Consider the following 18,317-nt stretch of genomic DNA (forward strand, 5'->3'; position numbering starts at 1 on the left):
CTGAGACCGGCTGTCGGCGCCCCGCGAATTCGCACCGCCCGACCACGCGGCGCGGATCGAGCGAGCCGTCCTGCTCAGGGCAGGCGGGCCAGCAATTCCGCCGGCGTTGCTGCGGTGCCGGTGTAGAACGGCACCTCCTCGCGCACGTGGCGTCGCGTCTCGGAGCCGCGCAGGTGGCGCATCAGGTCGACGATGCGGTACATCTCGTCGGCCTCGAAGGCCAGGATCCACTCATAGTCGCCGAGCGCGAACGAAGGAACCGTGTTGGCCCGTACGTCGGGATAGTCGCGGGCCATCCCCCCGTGTTCGGCGAGCAGGCGGCGCCGCTCGGCGTCCTCGAGGAGATACCACTCGTACGAGCGGACGAAGGGATAGACGGCCACGTGCCGCTTCGGCTCCTCGGAGAGGAAGGCAGGCAGGTGGCTCCGGTTGAACTCGGCCGGCCGGTGCAGCGCCATCTGCGACCAGACCGGCGCCAGGCGGCGACCGAACGCCGTACGTCGCAGCGCGGCATAGGCGGCCTGCAACTGCTCCGAGGAGGCCGCGTGGGTCCAGATCATCACGTCGGCGTCGGCGCGGAAGCCCGCCACGTCGTAGGTCCCCCGGACGACCACGTCGTCCGCAGCGAACTTCTCGTAGAGCGCCTCGAGTTCCTGCGCCTCCGCTGCCCGGCCCTGCTCGTCCAGGTCGCCCAGCATCGTCTCCAGCCGGAAGACCGACCACATCGTGTAGCGGATGGTGTCGTTCAGTTCCCGGATCCGGGCGGCGTTGGTGGGGGCGGGGTTCTGGTCAGCACTGGACATGCCCCCATTGTGCCGCCCCTGCACTAACGCGAGGTCCCGAGGTCGGCCACGGCCCGGTGCGCCGAGGCGATCACGGCCGGAATGCCGATCCCGTCGTACGCCGCACCACACACGGCCAGCCCGGGCACCTGCGCCACCGCCTGCCGGATCCGCGCCACCCGGTCCAGGTGGCCCACGGCGTACTGGGGCAGCCCGCCTCCCCAGCGCTGGACGTGGGCGTCCACCGGTCTCACGCTCGTCCCCAGGCCGGTGGCGAGCGCCAGGTCGGCCAGTGACTGCTGGACCAGTTCGGTGTCACTGGCCTGCAGGGCTGCCTCCTCGCGGTGGCGCCCCAGGGAGGTGCGCAACACCACCAGTCCCCCTGCCGACCGTCCCGCCTCGCCCACCCAGCCCCACTTGCGGGAGCTGAAGGTGGCTGCCTTGACCCGGCGCCCGTCGACGGGCGGGACCAGGAAGCCGGAACCCTCCAGCCCGGCCAGTTCGTCGGCGGGGAACGCCAGGGTGACGATCGCCATCGAGGCGTATTCGATGGCAGCAAGTTCCAGGGTGGCCACCGGGGCGACGCCCGACAGCAGCCGGGAGGCAGCCGGGGCCGGGACGGCGAGGACGACCTGGTCCGCGGTGATCAACTCGGCCGCGGTGGTCGGGCCCACCACCGCCTCGAACCCGGACGGCGTACGGCGGAGTTCGCGCACCATTGCATCCGTGCGGACCGTGAAGCCCCCGGCGTCCACGATCGCGGCGGGCAGCTGGCCGATTCCCCCGGCCAGGCCGGCGAAGACCGGCACCTCCGATGGCGCAGGCACGGCGCTCGCCGCTGCCAGCAGGGAAGGTGACTTCTCCAGCAGGGCGAGGACCTGCGGAATGGTGGCGCGGGCGGAGAGTTCGGCCGCATGTCCGGCGTACACACCGCCGAGCATCGGCTCGACGATCCGGTCCACGACCTGGTGTCCCAGCCGGGCGCCGACGAAGTCCGCGACCGGGACGTCGCGCGCCTCCAGCGGGAGCACCTGCTCGGCGCGCACCCTGGCCATGCCGGCGTCGTCGAGGACCCCGGTCGCGGCCAGTTGGTCGAGATCCGCCGGGATCCCCATCACCGAGCGCGGTAGCGGCCGCAGCGCGTCGCGGGTCCAGATCCGGGAGGCGACGGTTGCGGGGTGGACCAGGTCGAGGCCGACGGCGCGGGCCAGGCCGGTCGCCTCGGGGCGCCGGTTGAGCATCGCCTCGGCACCGACGTCGACGGTGATCCCGGCGACCGAGCCGAGTCGCACCTTGCCACCGACCCGGTCCGTACCCTCGAGCACGAGCACCTCATGGCCAGCCTGGCCCAGTTCGCGTGCGGCGGCGAGGCCGCCGATGCCGCCGCCGATGACCAGGACTCTCACGCCCCAACCCTGCCACACACGAACGCTCACTCGTTGATGTCAGGGGCCCTGCCCACAACAACGATTGAGCTCTCGAACCGCAACCATTGAGCGTTCGCGACACAGCCATTGAGCGTTCGTGGGAACCGGGTGGCGGCAGGGTGCGTCGTACCTGCATGAAGAGGACGACCCGCACGTACGCCGCGGCGCTGGCCGCGATTGCCCTCCTCACGCTCGGCGCCTGCGCCGGCGATGACTCCACGGGTTCCACCCGGAACTCCAGCGCCGCACTGGAACAGGGCTCCGACAACGCCCCGACCCGTGCCGCCGAACCGGACCACATCCATGCCGACGAGTCCAGCTCGGGCGAATCGGCCGAATCGGCCCGCGACGCAGGGCCCCCTTCGACCCAGTCCGTCGCCGACCCCGACCCCGGCGACCGTTCGGTGATCAGCACCGGCACCGTGTCGTTGCGCAGCGCGGACGTCGCGAAGACCCGCTTCGAGGTGCAGAAGGCGATCGACACCGTCGCCGGGACCATTGGCGACGAGGAGACCACGACCGATCGTGATGGCCAGGTGAGCGCCACCCGGCTGGTGATCCGGGTGCCGGCAGCGTCATTCGACGAGGCGATGACCACCCTGGCCGGGGCAGGCGACCTGGTCGGCACCACGCGTTCGGCCCGGGACGTTTCCGTCGAGGTGATCGACGTGGCCGCCCGGATCCGCGCCCAGGAGAAGAGCCTGCAACGGATCGAGGCGCTCCTGGCCGAGGCCGACGACCTGGCCGAACTTGTCCGGATCGAGGCCGAGCTGACCAACCGGCAGGCCGCCCTGGACGCATCGAAGTCACGTCAGGCGTGGCTGGCCGACCAGACCTCGATGTCGACCATCACCGTCCACGTCCAGCACCACGACGAAGCGGTCGACGAGGAACCGGCCGCAGACGACGACCGCAACCCGTTCCTGGCCGGGCTGCTCTCAGGCTGGGGTGCCCTCGGCGCCGCCGGCGCGGTGCTCGCCGAGGTCACCGGTGCCGCGCTCCCCTTCGCCGCGATGGTGCTCCTGCTCGGCGTCGGCGCCCGGTTCGGATGGCGTCGGTTCAGGCGAGCGGGTAGGCCTGCACGAACTCCGTCAGCCGCTTGAGCTGGTCCGGGTCGGTGGTCGGGATGACGCCGTGGCCGAGGTTGAAGATGTGGCCCCTGGCCGCCTTCCCGGCCTCGATCACCTCACCGGCCCGGGCGAGCATCACCTCGGTCGGCGCGAAGACCAGGGCAGGGTCCAGGTTCCCCTGGACCGCGCGGTCCCCGACCTGGGCGATGCCGCGGTCCAACGGCGTACGCCAGTCGATGCCGACCACCTCGGCGCCCGCCTCGCCCATCAGCGAGAGCAGGTTGCTGGTGCCGACCCCGAAATGGATCCGCGGCACGCCGAGCGCCGCCGCGTCGGCCAGCACCCGGGCCGAGTGGGCCATCACGTGCTGGCGGTAGTCGGCCGGGGTGAGGGCGCCGGCCCAGGAGTCGAAGAGCTGGACGGCGCTGGCACCGGCCTCGACCTGGACCCGCAAGTACGCCGAGGCGATGGCGCCGATCTTCGCCATCAGCGCCTCCCACACCTCGGGGGCGCCGAACATCATGGCCTTGGTCCGGGCGTGGTCCTTCGACGGACCGCCCTCGACCAGATAGCTGGCCACGGTGAACGGGGCACCGGCGAAGCCGATCAGCGGGGTGTCCCCCAACTCGGCGACCAGGTTGCGCACGGCCTGGCTGATGTAGGGCACCATCGACGCGTCCAGGTCCGGGATGGAGGCGACGTCGGCCAGGGTGCGCACCGGGTTGGCCACCACCGGGCCGATGCCGGGCTTGATCTCGATGTCCAGGCCGACCGACTTCAGCGGCAGCACGATGTCGGAGAAGAAGATCGCGGCGTCCACGCCATAGCGACGCACCGGCTGCAGGGTGATCTCGGTGACGAGGTCCGGGTCCATGCAGGACTCGAGCATCCCGATCCCCTCGCGGACCTTGAGGTATTCGGGCAGCGAACGCCCGGCCTGGCGCATGAACCAGACCGGGGTGTGGGGCACGTCCTCGCCCCGGGCGGCACGCAGGAAGGCAGAGTCTTGGAGGGTCACAGGATGAATCCTCGCAGGTCAGGCGGCGTGGCACACATCCGGATCGGGCGCGACGGGCCTACTGTGGATGCCATGGTGGTCCGTCAAGAGGCGCGCCCCGGAACCGGCGCGGGGGCAGTCCCCGAGGGTTTCCGGCTGGCCGTCGAGAGCATGGCCGCTGCCCGGTTGCGGCCCGAGGTCTTCTGCGAGTCGATGCCCGCACCGCAGCGGATCGCCCCGCACGCCTCGGCGCTCAGCGCCGACGTCACCGTGGACGGGGAGGACGTCGGGACCGGACGGATCATCCTGCTCCACGACCCGGTCGGCAACGACGCCTGGGCCGGCACGTTCCGCTTCGTGCTCTATGCCCGCGCCGAGATCGACCCGGAACTGATCACCGACCCGCTGCTCGGCGGCGTCGGCTGGTCGTGGCTGACCGAGGCCCTCGACGCACACGGGGCCGGGTACGCCGCCCCCTCCGGCACGGTGACCAGCGTCTCCACCGAGAACTTCGGCAGCATGGAGGACGAGCCGGCCTCGGCACAGATCGAGATCCGCGCCTCGTGGACCCCCGTCGGGCCCGACGACGGCGACTTCGACGTCTCCGCCCACGTCGAGGCATGGGGTGAGTTGCTCTGCACCACCGCCGGCCTGGAACCGGTCCCCGAAGGAGTCGCCGTCATGCCCAGCCGGCGCGGTCAGCGCCAGTGAGCGGACCCGAGGACACCACCGAGTCGAAGGACCCGGAGGAGAAGCCTGCCCCGGTGCCGCTGCTGACGCTGCGCGACGGCCTGCCCGGGGTGATCGAACGGACACCGGACCTGGAAGCGGTCGCCGAGCAGTTCGCGGCCGGCAGCGGCCCCGTGGCGATCGATGCGGAGCGGGCGTCGGGTTATCGCTATTCGTCGCGCGCCTACCTGATCCAGTTGCGCCGCGAGGGTGCCGGCACGGCCCTGGTCGACCCGACTGCCTTCGACGACCTGGCTCCCCTGGCCGAGGCACTCGACGGCGTCGAATGGATCCTGCACGCAGCCACCCAGGACCTGGCCTGCCTGGCGGAGGTCGGCCTGCGTCCCAGTTCGCTGTTCGACACCGAACTGGCCGGGCGACTCCTCGGCTATCCGCGGGTCGGATTGGCCACCCTGGTCGAGACCGCACTCGGCCACCACCTGCGCAAGGAACACTCGGCCGCTGACTGGTCGAAGCGCCCGCTGCCCGAGTCCTGGCTGGAGTACGCCGCCCTCGACGTCGAACCGCTGGGCGAGTTGCGTGAGGCGATGGCCACCGAACTCGTCGAGTCCGGCAAGGACGAGTGGGCCCGCCAGGAGTTCGAGCACCTCCTCGACTTCACCCCCACCCAGCGCGCCGAGCCGTGGCGGCGTACCTCCCAGGTGCACAAGATCCGCAATCGCCGTGCCCTGGCCGCCGTCCGCGCACTGTGGGGCGCCCGTGACCGGATCGCCGCCGAGCGCGACATCACGCCGGGCCGCATCCTTCCCGACTCGGCCATCATCGCCGCCGCGACCGCGATGCCGTCGAGCCGACGTGCGCTGCTGGGCCTGAAGGACTTCAACGGCCGAGGCGCCTCCCGTCATGCGACCGCCTGGCTGGAGGCGATCCAGGAGGCGCGCGACCTCGACGAGGCCGACCTGCCGCGCCGCGCCGCCCGCCACGACGGTCCCCCACCGCCGCGCGCCTGGGCGGACAAGGACCCACGCGCCGGGCGCCGGCTGGCCCATTCCAAGCAGGCCATGGCCGATCTCTCCGAGGCACTGCACGTACCGGTGGAGAACCTGGTCACCCCCGATTCGCTCCGCCGGGTGCTGTGGACCCCACCGGCGACCCGTGACCCCGAGCCACTGCTCTCCGACGCGGCCGGAATGCTCAGTGACCTCGGTGCCCGGCCCTGGCAGGTGGAGCTGGTGGCACCGGTCGTCCGCGACGCGACGCTGGCCGGCGATCAGGAGCCGGACGTTCCGGAAGCGGACTAGCAGCTAGCGACCGTGCCCGGGTCAGCTGGTCGGTGACACGTTCTCCGGGACGGCGGTCTCCTGGCTCTTCGCCCGTTCCTCGGCGATGGCTTCCTTGTCGACGACCAGTTGGGCCACCACGGGCGCCGAGATCGCGTCGATCTCCTCGGTGATGGCGACCAGGTCCAGGTCGGGATCGGTGAACAGGCGCCGCACCTGGACGCTGACCGACTCCTCGAGCTGGTCCCACGACTCGAGCAACGGAGGAACCACGATGCCCCGCACGGAGGCGTTGAACACCTCGGCACGGGCCGGCTCCTGGTCACGCTGCAGGAAGTCCTCGCCCTCCGCGACCTGGTTGTTGGCCGGCACCAGATAGCCCGCCTGCGCCACCTCGGCGACGGAGTCCGCAGCGACGGCGTACGCAATGAAGTCGGCTGCGGCGGAGACGCTGAAGGGGTTGGCGGCCATGCAGAGACCGGTCACGTCACCGACCGTGGTCTGTGCGTCCAGGGTCGGCATCGGCATCACGTCGAAGCTCAGGCCCTCGGCATCGCGGAGCTCGGGCACCAGGTTGCGGTAGCCGGTGATCATGCCGAGCCGGCCGTCCTTGAACATGTCCAGTGCGGTGCCGTCCCCCAGGTCGGCGGCACTCGGCGCGAGGCCCTCGGTGCGCAGGAGGGTGAGGATCTCGGTCAGCGACTCCTGGCTCGCTCCATCGGAGAAGGCCAGGGTGGTCGGCTCGGAGGAGTTGTCGAAGAGCTTGCCGCCACCGGAATAAATGAAGGGCGCCAGGCCCTCGAGGGACGGCTCGATGTAGACGCCCCTGGCTCCCGGGGCGGAGTTCGCCGCCCAGGTCGCTGCATCGGCGAACTGCTCCAGGTTCCACTCCCAGGCATCGGCCAGGGTTTCCGGCGTCTCGGGAACCTCCAGGCCGGTTGCTGCCATCGCCTCGAAGTCGACCAGCTTGGTGTTGTAGTAGACGACCATCGGGGAGACGCCGTATGGCATGCACTGCAGGTGGTTGTCGAAGGAGTAGGCCTGGATCGCGTCGCGCTTGTAGGCGTCGCTGAAGTCGACGTTCCGCGCATCGAGCAGTTCGTCTATCGGCTGGTTGAGGCCTTCCACTGCCACGCGTGCGATGTCGCGCTGGGAGAGCAGGTAGATGTCCGGCGGGTTGTCGCCGCTGAGCCGGTCGATGACGTCCTCGCTGTCGTCGACCGCTTCGAGGGTGACCTTGTAGGTCGGGTTCTCCTCGTTGAACCGGGCCACCATGGACTCCATGGCGGTGACTTCCTCGGCTGGCCCATAGGCCAGGAAGGTCAAGGCGACGGGGTCGGCGACCGAACCCGTCGGGTCCACCTTGGGTGGCTGGGTGCTCGTGGTGCAGGCGCCCGCGACGAAGGCCAGCAGCAGCGCACCGCACGCCAGCGTCGTACGTGTCCTCAGCATTGCCGCACCCTTCTCACCCTTGGTCTCCCGGACACGATATCCGGGCACGCGGCGCGCAAACCTCCTCGGGTGCATCCAGGCACTAGGGTTGGGCGCATGCCTGGACCGTGCAGCCTCCGACGTTCCGTCCCCGCCGCCGTTGCCGCCCTCGGCCTGGCCCTTGCCCTGGCCGGCTGTGGCACCGAGGACGGCACCCCCACCGGCGGCGAGCCGAGCAGTACGCCGAGCCAGGCACCGAGCGCTGCCCCGGAGACCGGGGACGACGCCTCGGAGACCCCCGCCGCGCCCCCGTCGGGCCCGGCCGTGGAGCAGGCGAGCGACCTGCTGCTCAGCGCCGAAGCGATGCCCGGGCTCAATGAGCAGACCACCTGGTCCGAGGCATCCGGCGCCAGCGACGTCGAGCCGCTCGGCGCCTGCCAGAAGGCCTCGCTCACCGACATCGGTGCGCAGGACGTGGAGTCGGTCTCCTACACCGCGGGCGACGCCACCGCGACCCAGGTGGTGGCCTCGCTGGCCGACACGAAGTCGGCCGAGCAACTCCGCGACGTACTCCTGTCCTGGCACCAGGACTGCGCCACGACGATCACCGCCGACGAGAGCGAGGTCGGCGACCTGCTCCCGGTGGAGAGCACCCACGGCACCGCCGAGGCGTACGTCGCCCACTTCAGCGACCCGGCCCTCGCCGACGCGCACGTGTGGCAGGGCGTCGCGATCAACACCCACGACACGTGGGTCTCCCTGGTCGTGATCGAGAGCCAGGGGATGGACTACAACTACGAGGACGGGCAGACGCCGGCCGAGCGGGCTGCCGCAGCAGTCGCGGCCCGCATCGGCTGATCAGATCGGCAGGTACTCGCGCGCCGCGGCTACCACCGCGTCGAAGGTTCCCTTCTCCAGCGGCCCGCCCTCGCGGCGCAAGCCGTCGCGGGGCAGGCGCAGCAACCGGTTCAGCCGCACCTCGCTGGGCCGCCGCTTGCTGTCCCACGGCCCCGTGCCGATGTCCATCCAGAAGCGCCCGGCACGCGCCTCCTGCTCGGCATCGGTGTCGTGGTCGAACGAGGTGAGTTGCAGCGCCAGCCATGCATCACCGTCACGGGCGAGCAGCAGCACCGGGCGGTCCTTGCCCTGGCTGGCGTCCTCGTCGTAGGGCACCCAGCCCCAGACCACCTCACCGGGGTCCGGCTCTCCATCTGCCTCGGGTGCGTACGTCGCTTCCATGCACTGCACCCTAGCGGGCACCACGAGCGACATCAGGCCAGAAGAGCGCGTGGTACGCCGAACCGGGAGCGCCTCACGGCGCGTGGCCGCTCGTAGCGGCTTATTTTGGGACCCGGGGCTGCCGCGGTCCGGCGTACCGTTGGCAAGTGTAATCCGCCGGACAACCTCCTCGGACCCACACGGGTCGTATCGTTCGCAGGCGCTGGGTGACTGCGAACGACACGGGAACTCCCCGTGGCGGGGCGTCAGGCGAGTGCGTGCGCCAGTTCCAGGTGGCCCGCTGCCTCGAGTTGTTCGGCCAGGCCGAGCATCGCTTGCGCGTCGGGGGCTTCCAGCGTGGCCCGGCCCACGGCGACGACCCGGGCGAACGCAGCAGCCCGGAAGAGTACGTCGGCGAAGTCGGCCACCGCGATCCCCCGCAGCACGGCATCGATCATCGCGCGGACCTGGTCCGGCCCGGGCGGGTCCGCGACTCCCGCGACGACGCGGGCAACCGGCGCCGCCGTACGGCCCACCTCGAACTGGTCCGCAGCAAGGTTCGGAGTGGCATGGACCCAGGCCCGGAGCAGGTAGAGGCGCCACAGGCACCCGGCCAGCGAGTCGAAGGCGGCATGCGACCAGAGCTCGGCCAGGGTCTCCAGCCCCTCCTCATCGGCCAGGTGGAGCAGCCGGTCCGCCACAGCCGCATCCGCGCTATCCGCCGCGCCACGCACCAGCAATGTCGCGGCCCGATCCGCCGCCTCGCTGACCTGGGCCGGGTCCGTCCCGCCGATCAGTCCGTCGAAGAACGCACCGGCCTGCATCGCGGGGCGATGGTGGGGGCGCTGCCTCGGGTCCGAACTCACCCGTCCAGCCTACGACCCACTGCCCTACCTCCGGCTCACTCCTCGCGCTGGGTCAGGGCCTTGCGGATCCGGGCATCGCTGACCGACTGGGCAGTGCCGAGTTGCTGCGCCCACAGGGAGACACGGTATTCCTCGAGCATCCAGCGCACCTGGCGCAGGTGCGCACCGGGCGGGCGTCCCTCGGGCAGGGCCTCGATCCGGTGCAGCCAGGCGTCCTGCAGGTCGCCGATCTGGTCCATCAACTGGCGGTCCTTCATGAGCTGCGCCTCGAGCCGGTCACGACGCGCTTCGATCGCCGCGAGATAGCGCGGGATCTCGCGCAACTGGCGCGCACCGGCCTCGGCGATGAAGCCGCGCCGGACCAGGCGGTCCAGCTGGGCGCGCATGTCGGCCAGGGCGGCAAGGGTGGTCATCTCGGTCCGCCCGCTGAGCACCTTGTCCGCGCGCCGCCACGCCGCCAGGACCCGGATCACGTCGACCAGCACGGTCCGGACCCGGTCCGCCAGGTCCGCCCGGGCCCTGGCGACCAGGGCCTGCCAGGCGTCCATGTCGCGCACCGGTTCGCGAGCGTCCACAGCATCGGTCAACACGGCGAGCAGGCAGTCCTCGAGCAGTTCGGCGACGCTCGGGTACGGCGATCCGGCCAGCGCCAGCTTCTCGGTGTTGCCCAGCGAGCCGAGGATCTCCCGGACCACCGCATCCCGCTCGTCGAGCGCCAACAGCAGCAACCGTCGTACGCCGAGCCGGTGCCGGGCGTCCGCCTCGTCAGCCGAGCCGGAGACCTGCAGGCCGACACTCTCCCCCTCATCGACCAGGGCCGGGAAGCCGCGGACCTCATGGCCGGCGCGGACCTGGCTGAAGGAGGACTCGATGGTGGCGAACGTCCACTCCGTCTGGCCAGTCACCGTGATCCCGGAATCTGCGGCGACCTCGGCCATCGCCTCGGCGAACCGGGGTCGCAGGGGTGCCTTGAGCGCGTCGAGGTCCTTGCCGCGACCCTGTTCGCGCCCGGCCTCGTCGACGATGCGGAACGTGGGCTGCAGGTGGGCCGGGACCTTCGTCCAGTCCCATGCCTCGCGCGGCACCACGACCCCGGTGACCGAGCGCATCCACCGCTCCAGTGCGTCCAGGAGCGGCTCCTCCCCCGGCGGCACGGCGGCCAGGAATTCGCGGGCCTTGTTGGGTGCCGGGACGAAGCTGACCCGCAGTGTCTTCGGCAGGCTGCGGATGAGCGCGGTCACCAATTCCTCGCGCAGGCCGGGCACGTTCCAGGAGAACTGGTCGGGTGCGACCTGGTTGAGTGTGGCGACCGGGACGTCGATGGTGAGGCCGTCGTCGACCGCTCCGGGCTCGAAGTTGTAGCCGATCGAGAAGGTCAGGCCCTCGTCGTGCCACTGCGCCGGATAGTCGCTGGCGCTGACCTCCTCGGCGCCGTCGTGGGTCAGCATGTCCGGGTCGAAGGTGAGCAGGTTGCCGTTGCGCCGGCGCTCCTCCTTCCACCAGGTGTCGAAGTGCGCGCCGCTGACCACCTCGGCACCGATCCGGGCGTCGTAGAAGTCGAAGAGGGTGTGCTCATCGACCACGATGCCGCGGCGGCGCGCCTTGTGCTCGAGTTCTTCGGCCTCGGCCAGCAGGGCCGTGTTCTTCGCATGGAAGCGGTAGCGGCCGCTCGCCAGCGCCGGCCACTCGCCATATACGAGGGCGTGGCGGATGAAGAGTTCCCGGGCCATCTCGGGGTCGATCCGGCCGTAGTTGACCAACCGGTCCGCGACCAGGGGTACGCCGTACAGCGTCACCTTCTCGCGTGCCATCACCGCGGCCCGTTTGGCCGACCAGTGCGGCTCGGAGTAGGTCCGCTTGACCAGGTGGGAGCCGAGGCGTTCGGCCCACTCGGGTTTGATCGCGGCGTTCTGGCGGGCCCACAGGCGGCTGGTCTCGACCAGTTCGGCACTCATCAGGAACTCGGGGTTCTTCCGGGCCAGCCCGGAGCCGGGGAAGATCGCGAACCGGGCGCCCCGGGCGCCGAGGTATTCACGGGGGCCGCGGCGCTCCGGCTTGCGCCCCTTCGGCGCTGGTTCGCGCTCCTCGAGCGCACCGATGTGGGAGAGCAGGCCGGAGAGCAGCGCCTGGTGGATGCCATCCGCGTCGTACGGCGCGGACGTGCTGCCGGCTGTCCCGGCGCCGTCCTTGTCGGGGGCCGGACGCAAAGGTCGTGCAGTGCCCGTGGGCTTGCCCAGGTCGACGCCCATCTCCTTGCAGACCTGGCGCAACTGCGACTCGAAGTCCTGCCACTCGCGGACCCGGAGATAGTTGAGGAACTCGGCCTTGCACATCCGCCGGAAGGCGCTCGAGGAGCGCTCCTTCTGCTCCTGCTTGAGGTGGCGCCACAGGTTGAGCAGGGTGAGGAAGTCCGAGGTCGGGTCCTTGAACCTGGCATGCAACTGGTCGGCCTGCGCGCGCTGCTCCTCGGGGCGTTCGCGCGGGTCCTGCAGCGAGAGCGCCGCGGCGATCACGATCACCTCGCGCACGCAGCCCAGCCGTTCAGCCTCCAGCACCATCCGGCCCAGGCGGGGGTCGATCGGCATCCGGGCCAGCCGCCGACCGAGCCGGGTGAGCCGGTTCCCCCGCCTGGCACCGCCCTGTGACCGTCCTGCCTGGCCCAGCGCGCCGAGTTCCTCGAGCAACTGGGTCCCGGCCTGGATGTTCCGCTTGTCCGGCGGCTCCACGAAGCCGAACCGGGCCATGTCGCCCAGGCCGAGCGAGGCCATCTGCAAGATCACCGAGGCCAGGTTGGTGCGCAGGATCTCCGGGTCGGTGAACTCGGGGCGTGCCTCGAAGTCCTCCTCGGAGTAGAGCCGGATCGCGACACCGGCCTCAACCCGGCCGCAGCGCCCGGAGCGCTGGTTGGCCGAAGCCTGGGAGATCGGTTCGATCGGCAGGCGCTGCACCTTGGTGCGCACCGAATAGCGCGAGATCCGGGCCAACCCGGAGTCCACGACGTACCGGATGCCGGGCACGGTCAGCGATGTCTCGGCGACGTTGGTGGCGAGTACGACGCGGCGACCGCGGCCCGGGCGGGGCGCCTCGAAGACGCGGTGCTGCTCGGCGGCGGAGAGCCGCGAATAGAGCGGTACGACGTCGAGCTTGTTGCGCAGGTTGGCCTCGTTGAGCACGTCGGCGGTGTCGCGGATCTCCCGCTCGCCGGGCAGGAAGACGAGGATGTCACCGGGGCCTTCGGCGCTGAGCTCGCGGACAGCGTCGACGATCGCCTCGGTCTGATCGCGGACCACCACCTCGCCGTCCTGGTCCAGGTCGCTGCCGCGCTCGTCGTCGGCCCCGCCGCGGACCTCGGCCAGGGGGCGATAGCGGATCTCCACCGGGTAGGTGCGCCCGGAGACCTCGATGATCGGGGCCGGCTTGCCGCGGGAGTCCGCGAAGTGGCGGGCGAACCGCTCGGGGTCGATGGTGGCCGAGGTGATGATCACCTTGAGGTCGGGCCGTTTGGGCAGCAGCCGCTTGAGGTAGCCCAGGATGAAGTCGATGTTGAGGCTGCGCTCGTGGGCCTCGTCGATGATCAGGGTGTCGTACTTCTCCAGCATCCGGTCGCGCTGCAACTCGGCGAGCAGGATGCCGTCAGTCATCAGCTTGACCCGGGAGCTGCGCGAGGTCCGGTCGGTGAACCGAACCTGGTAGCCGACCACGTCGCCGAGCTGGTCGCCGATCCCATCGCTGGCCAGCTCGGCACAGATCCGCTCGGCCACCGACCGCGCGGCGATCCGGCGTGGCTGGGTGTGCCCGATCAACTTGCCGCGACCGTCCCCGCGGACCCCACGCCCGAGCTCGAGGCAGATCTTCGGCAGCTGGGTGGTCTTGCCCGACCCGGTCTCGCCGGCCACGATCACGACCTGGTGGTCGCGGATCGCCTCGGCGATCTCCTCACGCCGGGAGCTGACCGGCAGGTCGGGATAGGTGATCTTGGCAGGAGCGTTCACAACGCGGTCCATTCTCCCCCACCCGGCGCCCGGGTGTCGCATCTGTGCCCGATCAGGACACGGCGTCGACGATCGCCGGCAGGGCCGCGGTCATTGCGGCGACGATCCGCTCGCGCGGCACGTCCTGGGGGTCGCGCACCCAAGCGAGGGTGAGGTCCTCGGAGAAAGCGGTCCAGGCATGGACGAGCATCCGGTGCTCGGGGGTGTCGGCCAGGAGTTGTCCGCCGTCCTCGGTGAAGAGCCGGTCCGTCAACGCTGCGCGGGCCTCCTCGTAGATCTCCTGGAGCCGGGCGTTACCGCCCGAGGCACCTCGGACCAGGGAGAGATAGCCCTCGTGGTTGGCGACGACGTAGTCAAGGTAGGACTCCATCGAGGCGAGGAGCCGATCCAGCGGGTCACCGCCCTCGGGAGGCGCGGTCTGGGCGATCAGGTCGTCGGCGGCACGGCGTACGACGGCCTCGTGGAAGTCCTGTTTGTTCCCGAAGTAGTGATAGAGCAGGCCCCTCGAGATCCCGGCCTCCTCGGCCAGCATCTCGATCGAGATCTCGTCGAGTGAGCGTGTGGCAAGCAGGGAGACACCGAGGTCGAGGAGTTGCTCGCGCCGACTCTCCGGGCTCATCCGCACACGAGTTCCAGTGACCATGTGAGACATGCTACTGAATGGATTTCAGCAAGACTATTGACGCTTGTTCAACAAGACGCGTAGCGTCGTGGACATGAACCATGTGGACCACCTCGTCATCGGGGCCGGCTTTGCCGGCGTCTGCGCCGCGATCAAGCTGTCCGAGGACGGCGAGGACAACTTCCTCGTCATCGAGAAGGACTCCGGCGTCGGCGGCACCTGGCGCGCCAATGACTACCCCGGCGCCGCGTGCGACGTACCGAGCCACCTCTACAGCTTCTCCTTCGCACCGAACCCCGACTGGTCGATGGCCTTCTCCCAGCAGCCGGAGATCCAGGCCTACATCGAGCGGGTCGCCGCGGAGGCCGACATCCTGGACCGCTTCCGCTTCGGGGTCGCCGCCCAGCACGCCCACTGGGACGAGGAGGCACTGCACTGGGTGGTCGACCTCTCCGACGGCACCACCGTCACCGCCACCACCCTGATTAGCGGCTCCGGCGGACTCTCCGAGCCGAAGCTGCCCGACATCGACGGCATCGACACCTTCGCCGGCGAGGTCTTCCACTCCGCCCGCTGGAACCACGACGTCGACCTGGGCGGGAAGCGGGTTGCCGTGATCGGCACCGGCGCCTCGGCGATCCAGATCATCCCCGAGTTGCAGAAGGTCGCCGGCCATGTCGACGTCTACCAGCGGACCGCCCCGTGGGTGATCCCGCGCAACGATCGCCGCTACACCGGGCTGGAGAAGTTCGTCTTCCGCCACGTCCCGCTCCTCCAGCGGCTCTCGCGTACAGCTATCTACTGGGGCCGCGAACTCTATGTACCGGCCTTCACCCGGAACCCGAAGCTGGCCTGGCCTGCGCTGCAACTCGCCAAGGCCAACATCGCCCGTGGCATCAAGGACCCGGCCCTGCGTGCGAAGGTCACCCCCGACTTCGCCATCGGCTGCAAGCGGATCCTGATCTCCAACACCTACTACCCCGCGCTCGGGTCGGCGAACGTCGAGGTGGTCACCGACCCGATCGCCAAGGTGACCGGCGATGCCGTGGTCACCGCTGACGGCGTGGAGCGGCCGATCGACGTCCTCGTGGTGGCCACCGGGTTCCACACCACCGAGCAGCCGATCGCCGAGCACATCGTCGGCCGCGGGGGCGCCACACTGGCCGACACCTGGCGCACGAGCGGCCAGTGTGCCTACAAGGGCACCACCGTCGCGGGCTTCCCCAACCTGTTCCAGATCGTCGGCCCCAACACCGGCCTGGGCCACTCCTCGATGGTCTTCATGATCGAGTCGCAGGTGGCCTACGTCCGCGACGCGATCCGCACGATGCGCCGCCGCGGGTACGCCGCCATCGAGCCGCACCGTGACGTGCAGGTCGCGTGGAACGAGGACCTGCAGGAGAAGATGGGGCCGACCGTGTGGAACACCGGCGGCTGCGCCAGCTGGTACCTCGACGAGCACGGCCGCAACACCACCTTGTGGCCCGGTGCCACCTTCACCTTCCGCCGGCTGCTCTCCCGCTTCGACCCCGAGAACTATGCCGTCGTCCCCGCCCACGAGAAGGAAGAGGCAATCGCATGAAGACGCTTGACGACAAGGTCGTGGTGATCACCGGTGCCGGGTCCGGCATCGGTCGCGCCCTGGCCATCAACGCTGCGGCCCGCGGCGCCCTGCTCGCCCTGAGCGACGTCGACGAGGCCGGGCTGGCCGAGACCGTCGACATGGTCAAGAACACGGGCGCCCGCGAAGTGCGCAGCGACCGCCTCGACGTCTCCGACCGCGCCGCCTTCGCGGCGTACGCCGCGACCGTCACCGAGCACTTCGGCCGGGTCAACGTGGTGATCAACAACGCCGGTGTGGCACTGGCCGGTGACTTCGAGGAGATGGAGTACGACGACCTGGAGTGGATCGTCGGGATCAACTTCTGGGGCGTCGTGCACGGCACGAAGGAGTTCCTCCCCCACCTGATCGCCTCCGGCGATGGCCACGTGGTGAACCTGTCCAGCCTCTTCGGGTTGCTCTCCATCCCGGGCCAGAGCGCCTACAACGCGACCAAGTACGCCGTGCGCGGCTTCTCCGAGGCCGTGCGCGAGGAACTGCTGATGGCTGGCCACCCGGTCGGCGTCACCGTGGTGCACCCGGGCGGGATCAAGACAGCGATCGCCCGCAATGCCCGGGTCACCGCCAGCGAGGACAAGGCGAACACCGCCGCGACCTTCGACAAGAAGCTGGCCAGGATGACCCCGGAGAAGGCCGCCGACATCATCATCTCGGGCATGCTCTCCGGCAAGCCGCGGGTGCTGGTCGGCATCGACGCCCACCTGCTGCACAACTGGGCCAAGTTCACCGGCGCCCGTTACCAGGACATCGTTGCCGTGCTGGGCCGGCGGTTCATGCCGAAGAAGAAGTCCGGCGCCTGAGCCCTGCCCCGGGCATCAACCGCGCGACCACCCTGCCCGGGCCTCAACTGCCCATATGCACCGTTTCCGCCCCTGATCCGGCAATCTGGGGGCCGAAGCGGTGCATATGCGCTTTTGCGTGCGAACTGGCGGAGGGCACGCGCGGGCGGACGGACGCTCGGGCGGGGCGGGTGGCAGGTCAGGACCGACCCGAGCGGCGCTTCCGGGTGCGCAGCGGCCCGACCAGGCGTGGCCCGGCCAGGCGCTTCTCCATCCGGCGGGCCTCGCGACGCAGGGGCTGGGCAACGTACTCGCCGAAGATGACGCCCGAGGCCAGCGCCGTCGCCACCGATGCAGCAGTGATCAGCGAGAGCAGGCCGGTGGCGATCAACTCGCCCTCCGAGAGCAACGCCAGGCCCCGATAGATGGAGAGGCCGGGCAGCATCGGCACCATCGCCGAGACCACGATCACCAGCGGCGGCACCTTGATCCGGCCCGAGATCGAATAGGTGACCAGCCCGATGAAGAAGGCAGCCACGGCGACCCCCCAGATCCGGCCGAGGCCGAGTTCCCGCATGGAGAACGAGATCATGATCGCCACCCAGGCCACCACGGCGATCGGGATCATCACCCGCTTCGGGGAGTACGACGCGAAGGCGAAGGCGGCCGCACAGATGGCGGCCCCCAGGCCCATCACCGCAATCGTGGTGAGGTCACTGGCCCCGGGCTCGAGCTGGCCGACGCTGACCCCGAGGACGCTGCCGACGCTGAGCCCACCGCTGACCCCTGCGATGATGCCTCCGGTCGACAGCAGCGCCTCCATCAACCGCGCACACGAGGTGACGTAGAAGCCGGTCAGCGCATCCTGGAGGCCGCCCATGAAGCCGATCCCGGAGAGCAGCAGGATGATGTTGGCGGTGACCACCAGCGAGGGATCGACGTCGAGTTCCGCCGCTGCCGCGGCCACGGCGAAGAGGGTGGCGACGGCACCGCCGGCCACCTGGAGGTAGAAGGTCGGCAGTCGGTACGAGGCCATGTAGATCTGCAACCGGTCGATGGTCGCCGCCGCGACGAAGGCGATGGCGCAGACCAGTGGATTGCCGCCGAGCATCAGCGCGACACCTGCAGCCATCGCTCCCCAGCCGGCGGTGACCGCCCACCGGTTGCGGTGGTGCCCCGAGGAGCTGAGCCGGGCGATCGCCGCCCTCGCCTCGGCCAGGTCGATCCGGTTGCCGAGCAGGTCACGGACAAGGTGGTCGACCCGGGTCAGGTCCTCGTAGTCGATCTCGCGTTGCTTGACCTGGCGCATCATCACCAGGGGCACGTCGTCCTCGATGGACTGGTAGCTGATCGACATGCTGGTGAAGGTCACGTCGATGATGGGGTTCCGTACGCCGAGGTGGTGGGCGACGGCATGCATGGTGGCTGTTACGTCCGCGGCACCGGCCCCGTTCGACAGGAGCATCTCGCCGATCCTGAGGCTGAGGTCGAGGGTGTGCGCGACCTCGGACTGTTCTGCCATGCGTGCATGCTTTCATGCGC

General features: G+C 70.2%; 15 protein-coding genes. 6 read left to right on the top strand and 9 right to left on the bottom strand.

What is annotated here, in order from left to right:
- Nucleotides 1-74 precede the first annotated feature (74 nt).
- A complete protein-coding gene (gene hemQ / locus Q9R27_RS17610; protein ID WP_311253716.1) occupies nt 75-803 on the bottom strand; it encodes a hydrogen peroxide-dependent heme synthase in 729 nt (242 codons plus the stop codon).
- Nucleotides 804-826: 23 nt separating this feature from the next.
- Nucleotides 827-2,188: a protoporphyrinogen oxidase gene (gene hemG / locus Q9R27_RS17615; protein WP_311253717.1), complete on the bottom strand. Its 1,362-nt coding sequence runs from the start codon at nt 2,186-2,188 to the stop codon at nt 827-829.
- A 155-nt stretch (nt 2,189-2,343) separates the two neighbouring features.
- Between hemG and Q9R27_RS17620 the strand changes: the two genes are divergently transcribed.
- The gene (locus Q9R27_RS17620; protein ID WP_311253718.1) at nt 2,344-3,312 is read left to right on the top strand and encodes a DUF4349 domain-containing protein; all 969 of its coding nucleotides are present in this window, start codon (nt 2,344-2,346) and stop codon (nt 3,310-3,312) included.
- Here Q9R27_RS17620 and hemE read toward each other — a convergent pair.
- Entirely contained in the window at nt 3,269-4,297 is a 1,029-nt protein-coding gene (gene hemE / locus Q9R27_RS17625) for a uroporphyrinogen decarboxylase (RefSeq protein ID WP_311253719.1), read from the bottom strand. The genes Q9R27_RS17620 and hemE overlap by 44 nt on opposite strands.
- Nucleotides 4,298-4,369: 72 nt before the next feature.
- Between hemE and Q9R27_RS17630 the strand changes: the two genes are divergently transcribed.
- Together Q9R27_RS17630 and Q9R27_RS17635 are read left to right on the top strand one after the other, a co-directional pair.
- Nucleotides 4,370-4,987: a DUF3000 domain-containing protein gene (locus Q9R27_RS17630; protein ID WP_311253720.1), complete on the top strand. Its 618-nt coding sequence runs from the start codon at nt 4,370-4,372 to the stop codon at nt 4,985-4,987.
- Nucleotides 4,984-6,267 (top strand): ribonuclease D, encoded by a 1,284-nt coding sequence (locus Q9R27_RS17635; protein WP_311253721.1) that lies wholly within the window; start codon nt 4,984-4,986, stop codon nt 6,265-6,267. The genes Q9R27_RS17630 and Q9R27_RS17635 overlap by 4 nt, the downstream gene beginning before the upstream one ends.
- Before the next feature lie 21 nt (nt 6,268-6,288).
- Here the strand turns inward: Q9R27_RS17635 and Q9R27_RS17640 are convergent, their stop codons facing one another.
- Entirely contained in the window at nt 6,289-7,698 is a 1,410-nt protein-coding gene (locus Q9R27_RS17640) for an extracellular solute-binding protein (RefSeq protein ID WP_311253722.1), read from the bottom strand.
- A 96-nt stretch (nt 7,699-7,794) separates the two neighbouring features.
- Between Q9R27_RS17640 and Q9R27_RS17645 the strand changes: the two genes are divergently transcribed.
- Nucleotides 7,795-8,535 (top strand): hypothetical protein, encoded by a 741-nt coding sequence (locus Q9R27_RS17645; RefSeq protein ID WP_311253723.1) that lies wholly within the window; start codon nt 7,795-7,797, stop codon nt 8,533-8,535.
- Here Q9R27_RS17645 and Q9R27_RS17650 read toward each other — a convergent pair whose 3' ends face one another.
- From Q9R27_RS17650 to Q9R27_RS17665, 4 genes are all read right to left on the bottom strand, one after another.
- A complete protein-coding gene (locus tag Q9R27_RS17650) occupies nt 8,536-8,916 on the bottom strand; it encodes a type II toxin-antitoxin system PemK/MazF family toxin (protein ID WP_311253724.1) in 381 nt (126 codons plus the stop codon).
- A gap of 245 nt (nt 8,917-9,161) precedes the next feature.
- Nucleotides 9,162-9,761 (bottom strand): hypothetical protein, encoded by a 600-nt coding sequence (locus tag Q9R27_RS17655; RefSeq protein ID WP_311253725.1) that lies wholly within the window; start codon nt 9,759-9,761, stop codon nt 9,162-9,164.
- A gap of 35 nt (nt 9,762-9,796) precedes the next feature.
- Nucleotides 9,797-13,765 carry an ATP-dependent RNA helicase HrpA gene (gene hrpA, locus Q9R27_RS17660; RefSeq protein WP_397220065.1) on the bottom strand — a complete coding sequence of 1,323 codons (3,969 nt, stop codon included), beginning with the start codon at nt 13,763-13,765 and terminating at the stop codon, nt 9,797-9,799.
- 40 nt (nt 13,766-13,805) lie between these two features.
- Nucleotides 13,806-14,396: a TetR/AcrR family transcriptional regulator gene (locus tag Q9R27_RS17665; RefSeq protein ID WP_311253727.1), complete on the bottom strand. Its 591-nt coding sequence runs from the start codon at nt 14,394-14,396 to the stop codon at nt 13,806-13,808.
- 73 nt (nt 14,397-14,469) lie between these two features.
- On the opposite strand from Q9R27_RS17665, the gene Q9R27_RS17670 reads away from it, so the two are divergent.
- Nucleotides 14,470-15,957 (top strand): NAD(P)/FAD-dependent oxidoreductase, encoded by a 1,488-nt coding sequence (locus tag Q9R27_RS17670; protein ID WP_311253728.1) that lies wholly within the window; start codon nt 14,470-14,472, stop codon nt 15,955-15,957.
- Nucleotides 15,954-16,796 carry an SDR family NAD(P)-dependent oxidoreductase gene (locus Q9R27_RS17675; protein WP_311253729.1) on the top strand — a complete coding sequence of 281 codons (843 nt, stop codon included), beginning with the start codon at nt 15,954-15,956 and terminating at the stop codon, nt 16,794-16,796. The genes Q9R27_RS17670 and Q9R27_RS17675 overlap by 4 nt, the downstream gene beginning before the upstream one ends.
- Nucleotides 16,797-16,974: 178 nt before the next feature.
- Here the strand turns inward: Q9R27_RS17675 and Q9R27_RS17680 are convergent, their stop codons facing one another.
- On the bottom strand, nt 16,975-18,297 hold the full coding sequence (locus Q9R27_RS17680) for a threonine/serine exporter family protein (protein ID WP_311253730.1): 1,323 nt from the start codon (nt 18,295-18,297) through the stop codon (nt 16,975-16,977).
- Nucleotides 18,298-18,317 lie beyond the last annotated feature (20 nt).

The organism is Nocardioides sp. AE5 (genome assembly GCF_031844485.1).
GTDB lineage: Bacteria > Actinomycetota > Actinomycetes > Propionibacteriales > Nocardioidaceae > Nocardioides.